The sequence below is a fragment of the Pseudomonadales bacterium genome (assembly GCA_024234165.1).
Classification (GTDB): domain Bacteria; phylum Pseudomonadota; class Gammaproteobacteria; order Pseudomonadales; family UBA5518; genus UBA5518.
The window spans coordinates 605,507-624,938 of record JACKOP010000001.1; the positions used below are offsets into that span (position 1 = coordinate 605,507).

At 65.7% G+C, this 19,432-nt stretch carries 19 protein-coding genes; 14 read left to right on the forward strand and 5 right to left on the reverse strand.

Annotation, left to right across the window (positions count from 1 at the left end; genetic code table 11):
* The first annotated feature begins 25 nt into the window (after positions 1 to 25).
* From cmoA to H7A12_02640, 5 genes are all read left to right on the forward strand, one after another.
* Positions 26 to 778, forward strand: a complete 753-nt coding sequence (gene cmoA / locus H7A12_02620) for a carboxy-S-adenosyl-L-methionine synthase CmoA (GenBank protein MCP5319714.1) — start codon at positions 26 to 28, stop codon at positions 776 to 778.
* The gene (gene cmoB, locus H7A12_02625; GenBank protein ID MCP5319715.1) at positions 775 to 1,746 is read left to right on the forward strand and encodes a tRNA 5-methoxyuridine(34)/uridine 5-oxyacetic acid(34) synthase CmoB; all 972 of its coding nucleotides are present in this window, start codon (positions 775 to 777) and stop codon (positions 1,744 to 1,746) included. The genes cmoA and cmoB overlap by 4 nt, the downstream gene beginning before the upstream one ends.
* 17 nt (positions 1,747 to 1,763) lie before the next feature.
* Positions 1,764 to 3,065, forward strand: a complete 1,302-nt coding sequence (locus H7A12_02630; GenBank protein ID MCP5319716.1) for a dicarboxylate/amino acid:cation symporter — start codon at positions 1,764 to 1,766, stop codon at positions 3,063 to 3,065.
* 90 nt (positions 3,066 to 3,155) lie between these two features.
* Positions 3,156 to 3,512, forward strand: a complete 357-nt coding sequence (locus H7A12_02635; protein ID MCP5319717.1) for a nuclear transport factor 2 family protein — start codon at positions 3,156 to 3,158, stop codon at positions 3,510 to 3,512.
* Positions 3,513 to 3,562: 50 nt separating this feature from the next.
* Positions 3,563 to 3,988 (forward strand): PPOX class F420-dependent oxidoreductase, encoded by a 426-nt coding sequence (locus H7A12_02640; protein ID MCP5319718.1) that lies wholly within the window; start codon positions 3,563 to 3,565, stop codon positions 3,986 to 3,988.
* Positions 3,989 to 3,995: 7 nt separating this feature from the next.
* Here H7A12_02640 and H7A12_02645 read toward each other — a convergent pair whose 3' ends face one another.
* Positions 3,996 to 4,583, reverse strand: coding sequence for a phosphoadenosine phosphosulfate reductase family protein (locus tag H7A12_02645; protein ID MCP5319719.1), 588 nt, complete (start codon positions 4,581 to 4,583; stop codon positions 3,996 to 3,998).
* Positions 4,584 to 4,784: 201 nt separating this feature from the next.
* Here H7A12_02645 and H7A12_02650 point away from each other — a divergent pair, with 201 nt between their 5' ends.
* Both H7A12_02650 and H7A12_02655 read left to right on the forward strand, forming a co-directional pair.
* Positions 4,785 to 5,990, forward strand: coding sequence for an MFS transporter (locus H7A12_02650; GenBank protein ID MCP5319720.1), 1,206 nt, complete (start codon positions 4,785 to 4,787; stop codon positions 5,988 to 5,990).
* Positions 5,991 to 6,067: 77 nt separating this feature from the next.
* Positions 6,068 to 7,072 carry a lysine-2,3-aminomutase-like protein gene (locus tag H7A12_02655; GenBank protein MCP5319721.1) on the forward strand — a complete coding sequence of 335 codons (1,005 nt, stop codon included), beginning with the start codon at positions 6,068 to 6,070 and terminating at the stop codon, positions 7,070 to 7,072.
* 40 nt (positions 7,073 to 7,112) lie between these two features.
* Here H7A12_02655 and sthA read toward each other — a convergent pair whose 3' ends face one another.
* Complete coding sequence (gene sthA, locus H7A12_02660) at positions 7,113 to 8,525, reverse strand: Si-specific NAD(P)(+) transhydrogenase (GenBank protein MCP5319722.1); 1,413 nt, start codon at positions 8,523 to 8,525, stop codon at positions 7,113 to 7,115.
* On the reverse strand, positions 8,522 to 9,376 hold the full coding sequence (locus tag H7A12_02665; protein MCP5319723.1) for an HDOD domain-containing protein: 855 nt from the start codon (positions 9,374 to 9,376) through the stop codon (positions 8,522 to 8,524). The genes sthA and H7A12_02665 overlap by 4 nt, the downstream gene beginning before the upstream one ends.
* 148 nt (positions 9,377 to 9,524) lie before the next feature.
* Between H7A12_02665 and H7A12_02670 the strand changes: the two genes are divergently transcribed.
* The 6 genes from H7A12_02670 to H7A12_02695 all read left to right on the forward strand — a co-directional run bounded on the left by H7A12_02670 (position 9,525) and on the right by H7A12_02695 (position 15,228).
* Complete coding sequence (locus H7A12_02670) at positions 9,525 to 10,091, forward strand: YaeQ family protein (GenBank protein MCP5319724.1); 567 nt, start codon at positions 9,525 to 9,527, stop codon at positions 10,089 to 10,091.
* Positions 10,088 to 10,489 (forward strand): YbaN family protein, encoded by a 402-nt coding sequence (locus H7A12_02675; protein MCP5319725.1) that lies wholly within the window; start codon positions 10,088 to 10,090, stop codon positions 10,487 to 10,489. Before H7A12_02670 ends, H7A12_02675 begins: the two co-directional genes overlap by 4 nt.
* 95 nt (positions 10,490 to 10,584) lie before the next feature.
* A complete protein-coding gene (locus H7A12_02680) occupies positions 10,585 to 12,120 on the forward strand; it encodes an NAD-dependent epimerase/dehydratase family protein (protein MCP5319726.1) in 1,536 nt (511 codons plus the stop codon).
* A 41-nt stretch (positions 12,121 to 12,161) separates the two neighbouring features.
* Positions 12,162 to 12,728 (forward strand): methyltransferase domain-containing protein, encoded by a 567-nt coding sequence (locus tag H7A12_02685; protein ID MCP5319727.1) that lies wholly within the window; start codon positions 12,162 to 12,164, stop codon positions 12,726 to 12,728.
* Between the two features lie 105 nt (positions 12,729 to 12,833).
* Entirely contained in the window at positions 12,834 to 14,390 is a 1,557-nt protein-coding gene (locus H7A12_02690) for an amidase (GenBank protein ID MCP5319728.1), read from the forward strand.
* 25 nt (positions 14,391 to 14,415) lie between these two features.
* Positions 14,416 to 15,228, forward strand: coding sequence for an inositol monophosphatase family protein (locus H7A12_02695; protein ID MCP5319729.1), 813 nt, complete (start codon positions 14,416 to 14,418; stop codon positions 15,226 to 15,228).
* Positions 15,229 to 15,253: 25 nt separating this feature from the next.
* On the opposite strand, the gene H7A12_02700 is transcribed toward H7A12_02695, so the two are convergent.
* Positions 15,254 to 16,450, reverse strand: a complete 1,197-nt coding sequence (locus H7A12_02700; protein ID MCP5319730.1) for a DUF1214 domain-containing protein — start codon at positions 16,448 to 16,450, stop codon at positions 15,254 to 15,256.
* Positions 16,451 to 16,601: 151 nt separating this feature from the next.
* On the opposite strand from H7A12_02700, the gene H7A12_02705 reads away from it, so the two are divergent.
* On the forward strand, positions 16,602 to 17,066 hold the full coding sequence (locus H7A12_02705) for a winged helix-turn-helix transcriptional regulator (protein MCP5319731.1): 465 nt from the start codon (positions 16,602 to 16,604) through the stop codon (positions 17,064 to 17,066).
* 820 nt (positions 17,067 to 17,886) lie between these two features.
* Here the strand turns inward: H7A12_02705 and H7A12_02710 are convergent.
* Positions 17,887 to 19,347 (reverse strand): NAD(P)/FAD-dependent oxidoreductase, encoded by a 1,461-nt coding sequence (locus H7A12_02710; GenBank protein ID MCP5319732.1) that lies wholly within the window; start codon positions 19,345 to 19,347, stop codon positions 17,887 to 17,889.
* Between the last annotated feature and the right edge of the window lie 85 nt (positions 19,348 to 19,432).

Here is a 19,432-nt window from a genome sequence, read left to right on the forward strand (position 1 = left end):
ACCCGTGAATCTGCCACGTTTCCCGATGCCCGATCGTCCTGCCAGCAATGTGCCGTCGGCGCGTGACGCGGTGTACGCCGAGCAGCGCGAGCGTATCGATGCGTTCCGCTTCGACGCAGCAGTCGCCGACGTATTCGCCGACATGATCGCCCGTTCCGTGCCTGGCTACGCCCTCACGCTGCAGATGATCGCCGTGGTCGCCAGCCGCTTCGCCCGATCCGGGACCCATTGCTACGATCTCGGCTGTTCGCTCGGGGCATCCACGCTGGCTATCCGCCATCACGTCCCGCACGACTGCGTGGTGATCGGAGTCGACAATTCGCCACCGATGGTCGAGCGTGCACGAGCGATCGCCGCCGCTGATCGCGCAGCCGCGGCCATCGAGATCCGCTGCGAAGACGTGTGTGCAGTCGCCCTGCGCAATGCATCGCTGGTCACACTGAACTTCACGCTGCAGTTCGTGCCTCCGCCGGCTCGCCCGCTGCTGCTCGCGCGAATCGCCACGGCACTGCATTCCGGTGGCTGCCTGATGCTGTCGGAGAAGATCGCCTTCGACGACCCGGCCGAGCAGGAACTGCTCGGCGCGCTGCACCACGATTTCAAGCAGTTGCAGGGTTACAGCGCACTCGAAATCGCGCAAAAGCGTGCAGCACTGGAAAACGTGTTGATTCCGGAAACGCTTGCCGCTCACCGCGAGCGCCTGCTGGATGCAGGATTTCGCCGCGTCACGCTCTGGCTGCAGTGCCTGAACTTCGTGTCGCTGCTCGCCGAAAAATGAACATGCTTGCAACCCTCGAAGGTGCACTCGCTGCGTTCCCGCCTGCGAGGGCACGCGAGCAACTGTACGCTGCGCTGACTGCACGTACGGAAGCGCTGCACCATGGTGACGCAGCGGCGTGGGAGGCAGCGCTCGCGGCACTCCCGCCGCTGCTCGCGCAGGATGTGGATCCGGGCGCGGCCGCCGTACGCGTCGGGCGCCGCTCAGACGCCAGTGACGCCGAGCGCGCACGCCTGCGCGCCGCGCTGCAGGCGCTGCACCCCTGGCGCAAGGGCCCGTTCGAGCTGTTCGGCATGACCATCGACAGCGAGTGGCGCTCGGACCTGAAATGGGAACGCGTCGCACGCCACATCGAAGTCGGCGGACACTGCGTGCTCGATGTCGGCTGCGGCAACGGCTACTACGCCTGGCGGATGCGAGGCGCCGGTGCCGCATTCGTGCTCGGGATCGATCCCACGCTGCGCTTCCTCGCCCAGTTCCTCGCCGTGCAACGCTATATCGGCGATCCGTGTGTGGTGCTGCTGCCGCTGCGCGCCGAGGATCTGCCGGCGCGCCTCGGGTGTTTCGACACCGCGTTGTCGATGGGTGTGCTGTACCACCGTCGCTCACCGTTCGAGCACCTCGGCGAACTTTTCGAGGCGCTGCGCCCCGGTGGTCAACTGCTGCTGGAGACACTACTGGTCGATGGCGACGCCACGCGGGTGCTGGTGCCGCGGGAGCGCTATGCGATGATGCGCAACGTCTGGTTCATTCCGTCCGCCGACGCGCTGGCGCTATGGCTCGAGCGCGCCGGATTCACCGGTGTACGACTGGCCGAACTGACGCCGACCACCAGCGCCGAACAGCGACGCACCGAGTGGATGCGGTTCGAATCGCTGACCGATTTTCTCGACCCGACTGATCCGCAACGCACCCGCGAAGGCCATCCGGCGCCGTTGCGCGGTATCTTTGTGGCCCGGCGCCCATGACGAAGGAGACACCGCAGATGAAGAAGCTTGCACTGCACTGGCAGATCCTGATCGCGATCCTGCTTGCCGGATTGGCAGGGTGGTTGAGCGGCACCGAGGCTGGCATCGGGCCACTGCGTTTTCACGCGGTGTACGGTTTCCTCGGCACGATCTTCATCAAGGCCCTGAAAATGATCATCGTGCCGCTGATCTTCTCGTCGATCGTGGTGGGCATCACCGGCATCGGGCGCGCAGGAGACGTCGGCCGGCTCGGCGCCAGGACGCTCGCCATCTACATGGGTACAGGCCTGCTGGCGGTACTGCTCGGACTGGCCTGCGTGAACCTGGTCCGCCCGGGCTTTGCTGACGGCAGGCCGGTCGGAGAGCAGCTCGCCTTGCACGCCGACGGAGCCGAGGTGGCCGCGTCGCTGCAGAATCATGGCGGGATCGGCGAACTGGTCGCGATCTTCGAACGCATGGTTCCGGAAAACGTCGTCGCCACCGCCTCGGACAACAGCGACATGCTGGCGCTGATCGTGTTCGCGCTGCTGTTCGGCTTCTTCATCGCGCGTGCCGGCGACGAGCACGCCGAGCCGCTGTTCAACTTCTGGAACGCCGTGTTTCACGTGATGATGGACATCACCGCGCTGGTGATGCGCTTCGCACCGCTCGGCGTGTTCGGACTGGTCGCGAGCGTGGTTGCCGAAACAGGTTTCGACGCCGTACGCCCGCTGGCGCTGTTCGCGCTGACAGTAACGGTTGCCCTCGCAATACACGCCTTCGTCACGATGCCGTTGCTGATCCGCCTGCTGGCCGCAGTCCCCGCATGGCGTCTCTACCGGGCGATGTCGCCTGCGCTGCTGACGGCCTTTTCCACGGCTTCCTCATCGGGAACGCTGCCGGTCACGATGGAATGCATGGAGCGCCAGGCGGGAATTTCCAACCGCATCTCGAGTTTCGTGCTTCCGCTGGGGGCAACCGTCAACATGAACGGTACCGCGCTCTACGAATGCATGGCGGTGATCTTCCTTGCCCAGGCGTACGGGATCGAACTCGGACTGACCACGCAGGTGCTGATCGTGATCAGCGCGCTGCTCACCTCGATCGGCGTGGCGGGAGTTCCTTCGGCGTCACTGGTGGCCATCGGCATGATCCTCACCATGGTGGGCATTCCGGTCGAGGCAATGGGGGTACTGTTCGTGTTCGACCGCATCCTCGACATGTTGCGCACCAGTGTGAACGTGTTCGGCGATGGCGCTGCAGCACTGATCGTCGCGCGCATGGAAGGAGAACAGACGGCACTGGCCGCGACCCCGCTGCGCGAGCGTATCTATCGCTGAGCAGCGCCCTCCGGGTCGCCACCCTCTTTCGTCGACACACACGGATCGGCTATAAAGCGTCGGTCAGCGCAACAACGAGGAAACAGCAGGATGGACGCCAGCCAGGCCACCGCCATCGTCGACAAGTACCTGGACGCCGCCACACGCCAGGATGTAGCTGCAATCAGCAAGCTCTATGCGGACCACGCCGTGGTCGAGGATCCGGTCGGCACCGAACCGCACCGCGGCATCGAAGCGATCACCGGTTTCTACACCCGCAGCCTCGCGGGCGGGGCACGTATGCAGCGCGTCGGCAGCGTGCGCTGCGCGGGCAACTCGGCAGCCTTCTGCTTCGACGTGCATGTAGGCGGCATGAAGATCGAGGTCCTCGACGTGTTCGAGTTTGGCCTCGACGGCAAGATCGTTTCCATGAAGGCGTACTGGGGCCCAGACAACGTCGTGCAATAGAGTCGCTCGCAGGTTTCGGGCAGGCAGACACGGCACGGGAGCACCGGCAGATGACAATAACACTGGACAAGGCACGCTACCTCAATCTCGCAACCTGGAAGCGTGATGGCACGACGGTCGAGACTCCGGTCTGGTTCGCAGAACACCGTGGAGCGTATTACGTGTTTTCCGCGGGCGAAACCGGCAAGGTACGACGGTTGCGCAATTCACCACGTGCGCGTATCGCACCGTGCGACCACCGCGGTCGCGTGCTTGGCGACTGGGTCGACGCACAGGCCGTGATCGTCAGCGACCCACGCGAGGAGCAGACGGCGTACCGCGCGCTGCGCCGCAAGTACGGCTGGCAGATGCATATGCTCGATTTCTTCTCGCGTCTGGGCGGCAAGATCGGTCAGCGCGCCGTGATCCGCATCCGCACCCGTACCGGCTCCCGCACCGGAACCGTCCGTGGTCGCAAGACGCGGCGTGCACGCTGAAGAGGGTTCAGAGTCCCGTGTGCAGGCCGCACTCGCGGTGGTCGAGGACCTTGGTGGGATCGAAGTAATGCCGGCACGACGGTAGCGCGCGGCTCTCGACATGGCGTGCCACGTCTTCCTCGCTCCACTCGAAGATCGGTGCGACGCGCAGGATGCCGCGCCGCTCATCCCAGGATACGATGTCGAGCGAACGCCGGAAGTCGGTTTCGTCACGCCGGATACCGGTCAGCCACAACTCGGGCTGCAGTTCCTGCAGTGCACGCTCGAAGGGTTCGAGCTTGATGTTGCGCGTGAACTGCTCGTGCAGATCGACCTCATCGAGCTGCGGAATGCCACCGTACAGCGCGTTCCAACGCTCGGCGCTCATGCGGGGCGTGTACACCTGCAGGTTGAGCGGCAACAGCTTCATCAGCTTCTCGGCCACCACATAGGTATCACGCAGGTTGTAGCCGGTGTCGACCCAGACCACCGGCACCGTCGGATCCGCACTGCTGACCAGATCCAGCATCAGCGCTGCATTCGGACCGAAGCTCGTGGTCATGAACGGCCGCAAACCGAGCCCCAGCGCCCAGCGCACGATATCCTGTGCCGGCATACCCGCCAGCTCCCGGTTCGCACGGGCGATATCCGGAAATGCGACGGTGTCCCTGATGACGGCCAACCCCATGCCTGCGGTCCGAGTTGTTTGCGAACGGCGCCATTATAAGAAAAACGCATGGTCAGCCTAATATCGATGCTGCATATGGTTATTTCAAACGATGATCTAGAATCCGCAATTCCGGATCAGGAATCGGCCATGAACGCACGGCTGCAGCGACTGCTGGGCGACAACATCCCGTACGCGAGCGTATTCGCGCACGGCATGGGCCAGAGCATGGTGTTTGCGCTGCTGCCGGCGCTCGGGCGTGAAATCGGGCTCACCGAAGTGATGATCGGCTCGATCATCTCGATGTCCTCGCTGGTGTTCTTCATTGCCAGCCGGGCATGGGGACGCCTCAGCGACCGCATCGGCCGCAAGCCGGTGATCCTGATCGGGCTGTGGGGCTACAGCGTGGGGACGCTCGTGTTCACACTGCTGTTCGGACTCGGCATGCACGGCGTGCTCGGTGGCACGCTGCTGTACATGCTGATCATGCTGACGCGCATGGCCCAGTCGGTAGTGATGTCGGGAACTGCTCCGGCGACGTCCGCGTACATCGCCGACATCACGACCACGGAAACGCGCGCATCGGGAATGGGCCGGCTGGCCGCAGCGAGCAACATCGGCTCGATCCTCGGCCCTGCAGTGGCCGGAACCCTGGCCGTACTTGGCCTGCTGTCGCCGCTGGCATTTGCGTCACTGATCACGATCGTGGCTGCCCTGCTGATCCGCTCCCACCTCCCCGACACCGGAGCACGCACCACCCGCCATGGCCCGGCCGTGAAGCTGCGCCTGCGCGACCCGCGCTTTCGCGCCCTGCTGCTGCTCGGCATGGCAGCATTCAGCGCCTTCGCGATCGTGCAGCAGACGCTCGCGTTCCGCATCCAGGACACGCTGATGCTCGATACGCGTGCCACCGCACGCACCTACGGCTACACGATGATGATTCTCGCCGGCGCTTCGCTGTTCTCGCAGTCGCTGATCGTGCAACGGCTGAAGCCACCGCCACTGCTGCTGCTGCGCATCGGGCTGCCCCTTTTGATGCTCGCCTTTGCGCTGCTGACTCCAGCAGACACCGTCGCTGCGTTCAGCCTGACGATGGCACTGATGGGGTTTGCGCTCGGGCTGTGCGGTCCGGGATTCAACGCGGCGGTATCCCTCGCGGTGAGTGCGAGCGAACAGGGTGCGGCGGCCGGCATTGCGACGGCAATCCCCGCGCTGGGATTCATCCTCGGCCCGGTCGCTGGAACCTGGCTGTACCAGTACGATCCGCACTACCCGTACCTGATGACCACCCTGATGCTGCTGCCTGCCAGCATCGGCGCCTTGCACATGCGTACTCACGTGCACACCGAAACCTAGACCGCATGGCGGCGCATGCTGCCGGTTTGGGCGATAATCCGCGCCTTGCACAGCCCCAACGCACCCATTTTTTGCCGATGTCCACGACCAAGGAATCCACCGATGGCGCGCTCGAACGCGTCGCGGCGCGCTACGCGGTGGCGATCACGCCCGCGATGGAGGCGCTGATCGACCCTGCCGATCCGCACGACCCGATCGCCGCCCAGTTCCGTCCCGACACACGGGAACTGCAGACCCTTGCCGACGAAAACGCCGACCCGATCGGTGACACAGCACATTCACCCTGTCCCGGCATCGTGCATCGCTACCCGGACCGCTGCCTGCTGACACCGCTGCACGTCTGTGCCGTCTACTGCCGCTACTGCTTCCGACGCGAGGTCGTGGGCCCCCGGGGCGACGGCATGCTCGACGCCGAAGCGCTCGAAACCGCACTCGGCTACATCGCAGCGCATCCCGACATCTGGGAAGTGATCCTCACCGGTGGCGACCCACTGGTGCTGTCGCCACGACGCATCGCTGCACTCACGGCGCGCCTCGACACGATTGCGCACGTGAAGATCCAGCGCTGGCACACACGGCTGCCGATCGTGGATCCGGCCCGAATCGACCACGAACTGTGCACGGCATTGCGCGCTGCACGTGCCGCCACCTGGATGGTGGTACACGTCAACCACCCACGCGAGCTGACGGCGCAGGCGCGTGCGGCGCTGGCACGTCTGGCCGACGCCGGGATCCCGCTGCTCGCCCAAAGCGTGCTGCTGCGCGGCGTCAACGACGATGCCGCCACGCTGGAGGCGCTGCTGCGTGCGCTGGTGGAATCGCGCGTGAAACCCTACTACCTGCACCATCTCGACAAGGCACCTGGCACGGCACGCTTTCGCTGCACGCTGCGCGAGGGACGCGAACTGGTGCGCACACTGCACGAACGGGTCTCGGGCATCTGCCAGCCCGCATACGTGCTGGACATCCCGGGCGGAGCCGGCAAGGCACCGATCGCGGAATCCGCCCTGCGCGAGACTGCATGCGGCCACGAAGTGCGCGACCGCACCGGCACCTGGCACACCCTGCCCGCCACGGACTGATGTCTTGCCGCGCGCGGCACGTGCGTCGTGTGCGACGGATTCACTCGCTGTGCGCTCTTGCATCCGCTGCGCCGAGTTGCGCGCTGATCTGCAACGCCGCAACACGGTAGGCTTCGGCCAGGGTCGGGAAGTTGAAGATGTTCTCGACGAAATCACTGGCCGTGAAACCGCCGAGCAGGGCCATCTGCGCAATATGAATCAGCTCGGTGGCACCTTCACCGACGATCTGCGCACCCAGCAGCCTGCCACTGCGATCGGTCACCATCTTCAGCATGCCGTCCTGGTTGGCGGAAATGTGTCCGCGCGCGATCTCGTCGAACCGCGCCCGTCCGACCAGCACCCCGGCGCCGGCCTGTTGCGCCGCTGCCTCATCGACACCGATGGCCGCCATCTCGGGAATCGCATAGATGCCGACCGGAATCGTGGCGTTCAACGCACCGAGATCGATTCCGAGTGCATGCGCGCTGGCACGCCGCCCCTGTTCCATCGACGCCGAAGCCAGCGCCGGCGGTCCGATCACATCACCCACGGCGTAGATTCCCGGCACTGGCGTACGACACGCAGCATCGACCGGCAGGTGTCCGGACGCGGTGAGCTCGAGCCCCGCCGCTGCCAGTTCGAGCCCTCGCACGTTGGCGACCCGCCCGGCAGCGCTCAGCAGTTTTTCGGCAGCAAACCGGCGCCCATCGCCAAGGCGCACCCACACCCGCGAAACGCCGTCCCAGCGTACCTCCTCGATGCGTGCATCGGCGATGAACTCGCCTCCTGCAGCGCGAAATGCACTGAGAAAGTGTTCGACGATCTCGCCGTCGATGAAGCCCAGCGGTCGCGGATAGCGATCGATCATCGTCACCCGCACGCCCAGGGCAGCGAATACCGACGCGTACTCGCTGGCGATGATGCCACCGCCAAGCACCAGCAATGATTCCGGCAGATAGAGCATCGACAGTATGGAATCACTGTCGAGCACATGTTCGTGATCGAGCGGCACTTCCGCAGCCTGGCGCGGTACCGAGCCGGTCGCGATGATCACGTGCGCGGCGTCCCATACCGCCACCTCACCACGCAACCCCTCCACACGCACCCGTCGCGGTGCAAGGAAACGCGCACGTCCGTGCACACAGCGCACACCGTTGCGTTCGAGCTGCACACGAATGAAGCGATCGTGCGCGTCGGTCACATTCTGCAGATTGCTGACCAGCACACCCATTTCCTGACCGGCTGGAAACGAGACCCCTTGCACGCCCGGCAGTCGGCGCGCCTGGTGCAAGCGCAGCGCGCTCTCGCGCAGTGTCTTGCTCGGGATGGTGCCGCGATACACGCAGGCGCCGCCAAGCCGGCGATCGCTTTCGACCAGTGCGACCCGCCAGCCACCCTTGGCCGCCTGGATCGCCGCCTTCTGCCCTGCAGGCCCACTGCCGATCACCAGCAGATCGACCGTGTGCTCACTCATGCACGCATCTCCACCAGCGTCTGCAACACGGTTGCCGACTGCGACAGCAACTCCTCGATATCCGCACGGTAAAGGTTGATCGTCGCGATCGCCGGGTGCTCCGCCAGGCGCGCCGCTACCGCCGTCACATCGGACAAGGCCTCCGCGGGAAACGCATCGGCAACCGCCACCAGCGCCACCAGCGTGGTGGATGACTGCGCCTGCGTGAAGTCATCGACGTGCGCGATCGCCCGCGCAACCGGTTCCGGCAAATGCCATGCGCCCGCCAGCAACTCGCCGGCAACCACCCCGTGGCGCTGCAACAGGCTCGACACCGCCTGCTCGTCGGGCGCCACCACCCCATCGGCCAGCAGCTCCTGCAACGTCTGCAGCACGACCGGATGCCCGATGCGAGCGAGCAACCCGCACAGGAACGCGACTTCCACGTTCGAACGCAGATGACGCGCAATCTCGCGCGCCCACAGCGCGGTGGCCAGGGAACGGCTCCACAGCACATCGATCAGCCGCGCGTACGCAGGAGCAGTGAACAGTCGCGGCCCCAGACAGGCGGCGAACGCAATCTCGCCGACGCGGCGGATGCCGAGCCGCGCGATCGCCTGCTGCAGCGATACGATCACTGCTCCGGCGCGCAGCAACGGCGAGTTCGCCACCCGCATCACATGCCCGGCGAGCGCCGGATCGTTGCGGATCGCACTCGCAATCGCCACATCGTCGGCACGCGGATCGTCGAGCAGAGCAAGCACCGCGCAGGCCACCGCGGGCAGCACCGGAATCGTGATCGTGCCGGCATCGAGGCGAGCCAGCAGTGCCGCATCGAGGCCCTGCTGCAACTGTCGTGATTCGTCGCCCATCCCGTTCACCCTGCGTGGAGACGCGCCACGATACGACCGGCGCCGGCGCGGCTCAAGAGCCAGCCATGACCTGCGACGGCCCTTCCGGTACCTGCCCGGCGCGGCTACCATGGCGGCCTCGCTGCTGCCGTCGCGAAGCCCCGGGGAAATGGCACTCAAGTCCACGATTCATCGCCTCGAACTCGACGTCGCCGACGTCGATCGTGGCGTCTACGACTCGTTCACGCTGACGCTTGCGTGCCACCCGTCGGAAACCGCAGAACGCCTGATGGTGCGTGTGCTCGCATTCGCGCTGCACGCCGATCATGCACTCGAGTTCGGCCGCGGCATCTCCACCGACGACGACGCCGATCTGTGGCTGAAGGATGCCACCGGCGCAATCCGGCTGTGGATCGACGTCGGGCTGCCGGAAGAGCGACGGCTGCGCCGCGCCGCCGGGCGTGCAGGGCGCATCGTGGCAGTCGCCTACGGCGGCCGCGCGGTCGACGTCTGGTGGGAACGCAACCGTGAAGCGCTGGGGCGCCTGCCACAGCTCGAAATCGTGACGTTGCCCGTCGAGGCGACACGCGCGCTTGCCGGGTTCGTCGGGCGCACGATGCGCCTGCAGTGCACGATCCAGGACCGGCAGATTTTCCTCAGCGATGCGCAGCGCTCGCTCGCGATCGAGCCCGAGATGCTGCAGGCACCGCAGCACATGTCCGGTAAAGGTCGATGAGCGCTCGACTGCACGCATCGCGCGCCATGCGCGTCGCATTCATCGCACTCGGCATGATCGCGCTTGCGCTCGGCATTGCCGGCGTCGTGCTGCCGGTGCTGCCGACCACGCCGTTCGTTCTGCTCGCCGCCGCCTGCTTCGCCCGCGGCTCGCAGCGCTTTCACGCGTGGCTGCTCGCGCACCCGCTGTTCGGCCCGATCATCATCGAGTGGAACGAGTACGGCAGTATCCCGTGGCGTACCAAGATCGTCGCCATCGTGCTGATGAGCACCACGCTGACCGTCTCGATCGTGCTCTTCGTCGAACCGCGCTGGCTGCAGGCAGCGCTGGCGCTGCTCGGCATGCTGCTCGCCACATGGCTCTACCGTGTGCCCTCACGGGATCACCCCGACGCGTAGGCCAGTGACAGAAAGGCTCTACTTGCACCACCAATCGCCCCGGCGCATCATGAATCCGCCCTGTGCAGAACAAACCAAACAAGCGGGAGAATCCAATGACACGCGAGCGGGTATTGCTGACCGGAGCTTCCGGTTCGATGGGTTTCGTTGCCTTCGAGGAATTGTGGAAGCGGCGCGATCGCTTCGACATCGTGCTGCTGTTGCGGCCGTCGGAGAAGAACATCACCATGTTCGAACCGTACATCGAAGGGCGCCGCGTCGACGGCAAGGGCACGGCGCGCTATCACGGTGGCAACCTCACGATCGTCTGGGGCGATGCGCTCGACGAGACCGACATCCGCGCTGCCTGCTCGGGAATCGACGTGGTCCTGAACCCGATGGCGTTCATCGCGCCGGCCGCGGATCACGATCCGGCGATGGCCGAGGCCGTCAACGCGAAGGCGGTCGAAACGCTGGTCAAGGCGGTCTGCGCGGAGCCTGACGGTGCCGAGCGCATCCGCTTCGTGCACGTGGGCTCGGTGGCGCAGTACGGTGATCGCCTGCCTCCGCGTCACATGATCCGCACCGGCGACCCGATGGTGCCATCGGTATTCGATTTCTACGCCACGACCAAGATCCGCGGCGAACGCGCGGTGATCGAGAGCGGCATCCGCCACTGGGTGTCGCTGCGCCAGACCTTCATCACGATTCCCGAATTCATGACGGTGCTGCTCGATCCGATCTACTTCCATCTGCCGCTCAACACGGCGACGGAAATGAACACCAAGTACGACGCGGGTCGCGGCCTCGTAAATGCACTCGACGTGCCCGCGAGTTCCGACTTCTGGGGGCGTGTCTACAACATGGCCGGCGGACCATCGTGCCGTTTCGCCGCGATCGACTACAGCCGGAAACTGTTCGAGATCGTCGGCGGGGGTGACTTCCGCGAGCTGACCGAGCGACGCTGGTACGCGACCCGCAACTTCCACTGCGGCTGGTTCGCCGACAGCGCGGTGCTGAACGGCTACCTGAACTTCTGGCGCGACGATAACGAAGCGCACTACGAACAGGTACGCCAGTACATGGCCGGGCTTGCGGCCGAGCTTGCGGCTCGCGGCGAATCGATGCCCGGAGGCAGCGACTACATACGCAACGTCCTCGCACAGATGGTCGATGCGCGCACCGGAACCCGCTTCTGGCGCCAGAACGGCTACGACATGCGCATGCGCGCGTTCTACGGCTCGAACGAAGCCTACGACGCGATACCGGACTGGGATGCGAAAATGCCGCCGATGCCGCAGGACACGCCCGCACGCCTGATCGAACACGGCTACGACCACACGAAGTCACGACTCGAGCTCGCGGATCTGCGCCAGGCGGCGGAATTCCGCGGCGGCAAGCTCGTCTCACCGGACTGGGACGGCGACTGGCGCACACGGCTCGAGTGGGCCGACGCCGAAGGCAAGCGCTTCCACGGCTCACCGAACCTGATCCTCAAGGCCGGGCACTGGTCGCCGCACGAGGCAGCGCCGCCGTGGGACTTCGACCGTGTCGCGAAACGCAATCCTTTCTTCGCGCAGGTGTGGCACAACACGCACCAGCCGGAGGAGAGCAACTTCTACCCGGCCGACTGCTATCTGGACATCGTCTGAACCATCGAGGTTTTGCTTCGCCCGTGTCTTCGCAGGATCGCGTGAAATGGAACGCGCGCTACGCCGAGCAGTCCGCCGGCGCGGCGCGCGAGATCAGCGCATGTCTGCGCGAATGGGTGGAGCACGCCTCTCCTGGCAGAGCGCTCGATATCGCCTGCGGTACCGGCCGCAACGCGATCTTCCTGGCCAGCCGTGGCTTTGTGGTCGAGGCGCTCGATATCTCGGCGGTCGCGCTGGCGCAGGCGCGCCAGGCGGCTGCCGCAGCCGGGACGCAGGTCGACTGGATCGAACGCGACCTGGACGATGGGCTGGCGGCGGCTACCGGTCCATACCAGCTCGTGATCCAGATGCACTACGTGAACGCTGCGATCACGCGCAGCGTGCCGTTACTGCTCGCGTCGGGCGGCGTGTTCATCTGCCAGCAGCACCTGCAGACCAGCGAAGCCGTCGGCGGCCCGCAGAGCCCGCAACACCGCGTTGCGGCAGGCGAACTCCCGCAACTGGTCGCGGATCTGGAAATCCTCCACTACACCGAAACACTTCGCAGCGACCCCGACGGCCAGCGTTTCGCGTTGGCGACGCTGGTAGCCCGCCGCACGTCGGCATGAACGCCGGCGCGTGACCCGCACCGCCGGTATGGGCATCATTCACACGACCCGGCGCCCAGGGTCCAGACAGAACCAGAGCCTGACGCACACAGTCCGGAGAACACGATGAACGACCAGCACAAAACCCTCAGCCGCCGTGAATTCGTCACCACCGCCACCGCCGTTGCAGCGGCGGCAGCGCTGGTGCCGCCAGGTGCTGCCGCCGCCGGCACCTCGGCAGGGGCCTTGCGTGACTACATGCAGCACGATGCGACCGGGCTGGCGGAGCTGGTCAGGCGCCGCGAAGTCTCGCCGGCCGAGCTGCTCGAGCTCGCGATCGCCCGTGCGGAGGCGGTGAACGGCGCGATCAACGCGCTGTGCCTGAAACACTACGACGAGGCCCGCGCGGCGTTGAAGAACATCGACACCAGCGCCCCGCTCGCGGGCGTACCGTTCCTGCTGAAGGACCTCGGCGTCCATCTCGAAGGCACGGTGACCAGCAACGGTTCACGCTTCTTCCGTGACCGGGTAGCCACCCAGACCAGCACCGTGGTGCGCCGTTACCAGACGGCAGGCCTGAACATCTTCGGCAAGACCACCTCACCGGAATTCGGCCAGATCCCGAACACCGTCTCCTCGCTGTACGGCAAGACACGCAATCCGTGGAATCTCGAGTACTCCGCGGGCGGCAGCTCGGGCGGCTCGGCCGCGGCGGTCGCTGCCGGTGTACTGCCCGCTGCACACGCCACCGACGGCGGCGGTTCGATCCGCTTCCCGGCCGCGATGTGCGGGCTGGTGGGCCTGAAGCCCACGCGGGCACGCACGCCACTGGGTCCGAACAAGAGCGAGGGCTGGTCAGGGTTGTCGTGCGGACACGTGGTCTCCAGATCGCTTCGCGACAGCGCGCTGCTGCTCGACCTCACGCAGGGCGCCGAACCCGGCGCTGCCTACTGGCCACCGAAGCCCGAAGACAGTTACGTGAACGAGCTGAAGCGCGAACCGGGGCGACTGCGCATCGCCGTGATCAGCCGATCCCCGCTCGGCGCCACCGTACACCAGGACAACCTCGATGCGATCGCGAACGCACGCAAGCTGCTGGACTCGCTGGGCCACGAGGTATTCGACGCCGAATTGCCAGCCGACTTCCAGCGCTACATGGACAGCTTCGGCGTGCTGTCCTTCGTGGGAGTCTGCTCCACGATCCGCGATCGCGCACGCGAACTGGGACGCGAACCCGGACCGGACGACCTCGAGCCGATCGTCTACGGCTTCTACCAGCAGGGCCGCTCGATCAGTGCGCTCGACTACGAGTCGGCACGCCAGGCGGTGCAGCGACTCGGCTTCGCGATCAGCCGCTTCATGGCAGACATCGACGTGCTGCTGATGCCGATGGCGGCACGCGCACCCTGGAAGGTGGACGACATCGTGCTGACGATGGAACAGGATGTCTTCTACCGCGAAGCGCTCGGCTACAGCGATTTCAGCGCCCTCTTCAACTGTACCGGGCAACCGGCGATCACGTTGCCGCTGACGGTGAACGCAGCCGGGATTCCGGTCGGAACGCATTTCGCCGCGCGCTACGGCGACGAGAAGACGCTGATCCGCCTCGCTGCGCAGATCGAGCAGGCTGCGCCGTGGCAGCAGCGCGTGAGCCCGATGCTCGCGAAGGCACTGCGCGCATGAGGCACACGCACGGGAGCATTCGGCGATGAGCGGCGAGATCCGGGACGCCATCACGTTTGGTGAACAACTGCTGGCGCAGGCAGGCCGCATCGCGCTGCGGTATTTCCGCCAGCCACTGGAGGTGATCGACAAGGACGGCAACGGACGCTTCGATCCGGTCACGGTCGCCGATCGTGAAGTCGAACGCTTCATCGGCAACGCGATCCGCGAACGCTTCCCGGACCACGGCACGGTCGGCGAGGAACACGGCGTGATCGCAGGTACCTCACGCTTCAGCTGGATCATCGACCCGATCGACGGCACACGCGCGTTCATCAGCGGCATGCCGGCATGGGGCATCCTGCTCGGCCTGCGCGAGCACGCGCGCTGCATCGCCGGCCTGATGCACCAGCCGTATCTCGACGAGACCTTCGTCGGCACACCCGATGGCGCGTGGATGCAGCACGGCAGCGAACGCCGCGAACTGCACACCCGCCAGGACGCACGCCTGGCGGACGCGATTCTGTACTGCACGCATCCGAGCATCTTCCCGTTCCCGTCCGAGCTGGCAGATTTCGAGTACGCCGCCGCGCGCTGTCGCCTGATGCGCTACGGTGGCGACTGCTACTCGTACTGCCTGCTCGCGCTCGGGCAGGTCGACCTGGTCATCGAAGGCGGGCTGCAGGCCTACGACATCCAGCCGCTGATCCCGATCATCGAGGCGGCGGGAGGCGTCGTCAGCGGACGCGATGGCGACAGCGCGGCCGGCGGCGGTTTCGTGGTCGCGGCAGCCAACCGCACGCTGCACGCGGAAGCATTGGCCGTGCTGCGGGAAGCGGCTGCCGCACGCGGGGCCTGACCGAGCCCGCACCTGCCGCACCCGCTCAGGGGCGAAAGCGCGCGTCGAAAGCCGTACGCAGCACCTGGCGCATGCGACGCCGCTGCTGCGGATCCACCGTTGGCAGACCGGTCAGTTCGCGCACCGCGGTGACATCGACGACGCGGCAACGCGGAATCGGCAGATTCCCCTCGCTGAGCTGCCAGCGGATTGCGATATGACCTTCGCGATGATGCGCGGTCTCCAGCCAGTTGACCGTGCCGGGATCCTCCTGCGCAACGACCAGCGTGAGCGATCCGTCGTCGCGCAGGTGAGCCTGCTCGCAGGTCAGCCCGCTGAAACGGTTACGGTAATCGAAGGACTCGTACCAGCCGTTGCCTACCTGCGCATCCCAGTAGGCACAGGGTGTGGGCGGCGTCACTTCGACCAGCAGCGCATGCGAAGGCTCGAGCGCCCAACGTGCGGTCACCGAGTTGCCACCCGGCACCCCGCCGGCGCGCGAGGTCGGATCGCCGATATCGGTCGCGAACCGGTTCTTCGCTGTACCCTTCGCGATCAGCTCCGACTGCATCGCCGGCACCATGCCGGCGAACATCGCGGCAGCGGCGTCGATTCCCGCAATCGCACCATCCAGCACCAGCAGCGGCGAAGCCTCGTCACCGCGCGTGAGATTCTCGATCCGGATGTCCATCGGACGCACATCGTCGGGCGTACCGAAGAACTGCCGGATCATCAGCGTGGCGCTGAACGCATCACTGCGCAGCCAGTTGCCCGCATGCGGCGTCGGGGCAATCATGATCTCGAAACGCCCATCCTCACCAACCTGCAGATCGGGTGAGAACAGCGCGGCCCCCCACGCTGCCTCGCCGGCAGCGACGGCAGCCGGTGTGCGCCCGGTCAGAAACGACATCCAGCGCGCCGATCCGCGCGTGCCATGCACGCGAAACGTATCGCTGCCGTTGATCGGCGCTGCGAGATACAGGCCCTGCGGATTGTCGCCCCCCATCTTCAGATCGGGTCCCAGCGAACGCCACAGATACGGGTGTGCGGAGTCACGATTCTCCATCGTCACCTGCAGCACCAGTCGTGCCATGCGGCCCATGTGGCGCAGGCCTTCGGCGAGGTCGATCTCATCGTGCGTGATCGTCTGGCGCAAGGCCTGCAAGCCGACGCTTTCCAGTGTGCGGCACCAGCGTCGCCAGGCCTCGGACGCGTCCTCGAGTTGCTCATTCCATACCACCATATCCCTGCTCCTTGTTCTTTCGTCGATACGGGGCTCCGGTGCTTGCGCTGCACCGTGGCCTCGCACCGTGGCCTCGCGTCGACAGCCTGCCGGGGCTTGGCTATCATCCTTGCGGCCTGCGCCTTTTCCGTGACTGTCGGGACTGCGTGACTTGAAGATCGACGACCGCGAATTCTCCGACCATTACTACCAGCTTTCGTACATGCTGTCGCGCTTCATCGTACCGGCGATGCGCGCGACGTATCACGAGTTCGGTGGCGACATGCTGCTGACGCTGGTGCTGGGCGAAATTGCCACCCACAACCTCGGCCAGTTCTTCAGCCGCGGCGAACCCGAGATGCCGGAATCGGCGCTGAACGATCCGCAGTTGCAGCGGCGTCTGCTCCGCCCGTGCAATGCCCTGTCGATCAGCAACGCAACCGGGATCCCGCGCGAGACGGTGCGCCGGCGTGTGAAGGCCTTGTGCGAACTCGGCCTGATCGAGCAGGACGAGCGTGGACACCTCTACGTGACCGACAAGGCAGCGGAGCGCTTCCAGCGCCTGACGCGTTCGACGGTGGAGAGCCTGCTGCCGATCGCCGAGTCGTTGAAGGCGTTGTTGCGTCAGCAGACTTGACGCGTGTCGGGTTGAAACCCGACCTACGTCACGGCGCATTCGTGGATCGGCATTCGTCGGGTTGAAACCCGACCCACGTCACGCGGCATCCCGCCCGTAGGTCGGCATTCATGCCGACAAAAACACCGCAGCGGTTCATGTCGGGTTGAAACCCGACCTACGTCACGGCGCATTCGTGGATCGGCATTCGTCGGGTTGAAACCCGACCTACGTGGGGCGCATTCGTGGATCGGCACGAAACCCGACCCACGTGGGGCGGCGTCCCGCCCGTAGGTCGGCATTCATGCCGACAAAAACACCGCAGCGGCTCATGTCGGGTTGAAACCCGACCCACGTCACGGGCGCAGTCGTGGATCGGCATTCGTCGGGTTGAAACCCGACCCACGTGGGGCGGCATCCCGCCCGTAGGTCGGCATTCATGCCGACAAAATCACCGCAGCAGCTCATGTCGGGTTGAAACCCGACCCCGTCACGGCGCAGTCGTGGATCGGCATTCGTCGGGTTGAAACCCGACCCACGTGGGGCGGCGTCCCGCCCGTAGGTCGGCATTCATGCCGACAAAATCACCGCAGCGGTTCATGTCGTTGAAACCCGACCCACGTCACGGCGCATTCGTGGATCGGCATTCGTCGGGTTGAAACCCGACCCACGTGGGGCGGCATCCCGCCCGTAGGTCGGCATTCATGCCGACAAAAAGACCGCAGCGGCTCATGTCGGGTTGAAACCCGACCCACGTCACGCCGCATTCGTGGATCGGCATTCGTCGGGTTGAAACCCGACCTACGTCACGGCGCATTCGTGGATCGGCACCGTCGATCGTTCAACCGAGGTCGGCATCCACCATCGCCGCGACCTTGAAGCCGGAATCGACGGCCTGGTGGGTACCGGCGCCGGTACCACCCGCATCGCAACCGACCAGATACAACCCCGCAAGCGGTGTACGCGCATCGGGTTTGGATCGACCTACCTGACCGACCACCTGCGCCAGTCCCACGGCTTCCCCCCCGGCACCGGGCACCACGGAGTCGCGGCTCATCCCGGACACCTGCTTCGGCCCGTAGGGTTCCTTGCGCAGCACGTGCCTGGCCAGATCCGGCCACAGCTCTCCGATCACTGCATCGGCGCGCCGGATCGCTTCGCGCCAGAGCGTCGACTCCGGATCCGCCGAGCAGAACACCTGGCAGTTCGCCACCTGGTGACCCGGTGCAGCAACCAGCGAAGGGTCGAATTCGGACGCCACGTCGATCGCGATCAGCGGCACGTCGGGCCACTCACCGCGCTCCATGCGTGCGAAGCGTTCATCATCGAGCCAGCTCTGGTCGGAAAAGACCGGGATCAGCGCCGCGTCGAACACGCGCGCATCGAGCACATAACGGTAGCCGGCAATCGACCAGGACGGTTCCAGCGCTTCCACGCGCCGTACGTAGTCGGGCGGAAAGTGCTCACGCCCGGCCAGTGCAAGTATCGTCGGCTGGATACCGGCCCCCGAGATCACGCTGCGCGCCCGAATCACGCCGTCTGCGGTGGCCACACCCACTGCACGACCGCCCTCGACGACGATCTGCGTTGCGCGGCACTTCGGCCGGAACAACCCGCCCTGCTCCGTGACGACTTCCGCGCAGACTTCCGCCACCCGACCGTAGCCACCCACGTGATAACGACCCGCACCCCCGAGCGCCTGGGCGCGCAATACCGGAACGGCTTCCGACGCGGCGAGGCGGTTCACCGGCGCGACGAACAAGGTGTTCAGGTTCATGCAGATCTGCGCCTCGAGCGCCGGATGCAAGCCGAACTGCTGCAGCCACCCGTATGTGCCTACGCTCTCGAGTCCGACGAGCGCCGCATCGTCCAGCGCGAACAGCGCCGCATAGTAGTTGCCAAGCGCCGCGAGATCGGCGTCGTCCAGGCCGTAGACCCGCTTCGTATTGGCGATTTCCGCAGGCGTGCCGGTGGCGATCAGCGGTGCACGCATGCTGCGCCAGCTTCCGTCCGGTGCCTTGTAACGCACCGCCGCCATTTCACCCTGCGGCACCACGAACTGGACACGATCCGTGATGCCGAGGCGCTCGACGAGTTCATGGAACCGCGAATTGAGCGCCGGGATACCCACCGCGCCGAACATCTCGAAGCGATACCCCAGTCGTTCGGTGGTCTGTGCCTTGCCACCGGCGCGCGCGGTCTTCTCCAGCAGCGCGACCCGACGCCCCGAGTGCGCAAGCAGCGCCGCCACGCTCGCACCACCAAAACCTGCACCGATCACGCAGACATCGTACTCATCCATCGCTGCATCCTGTTGTCATTGCCATCCACACCATTATGTGGTCATGGCATGACCTGCATGATTACGATTTGCACAGCCCGCAACA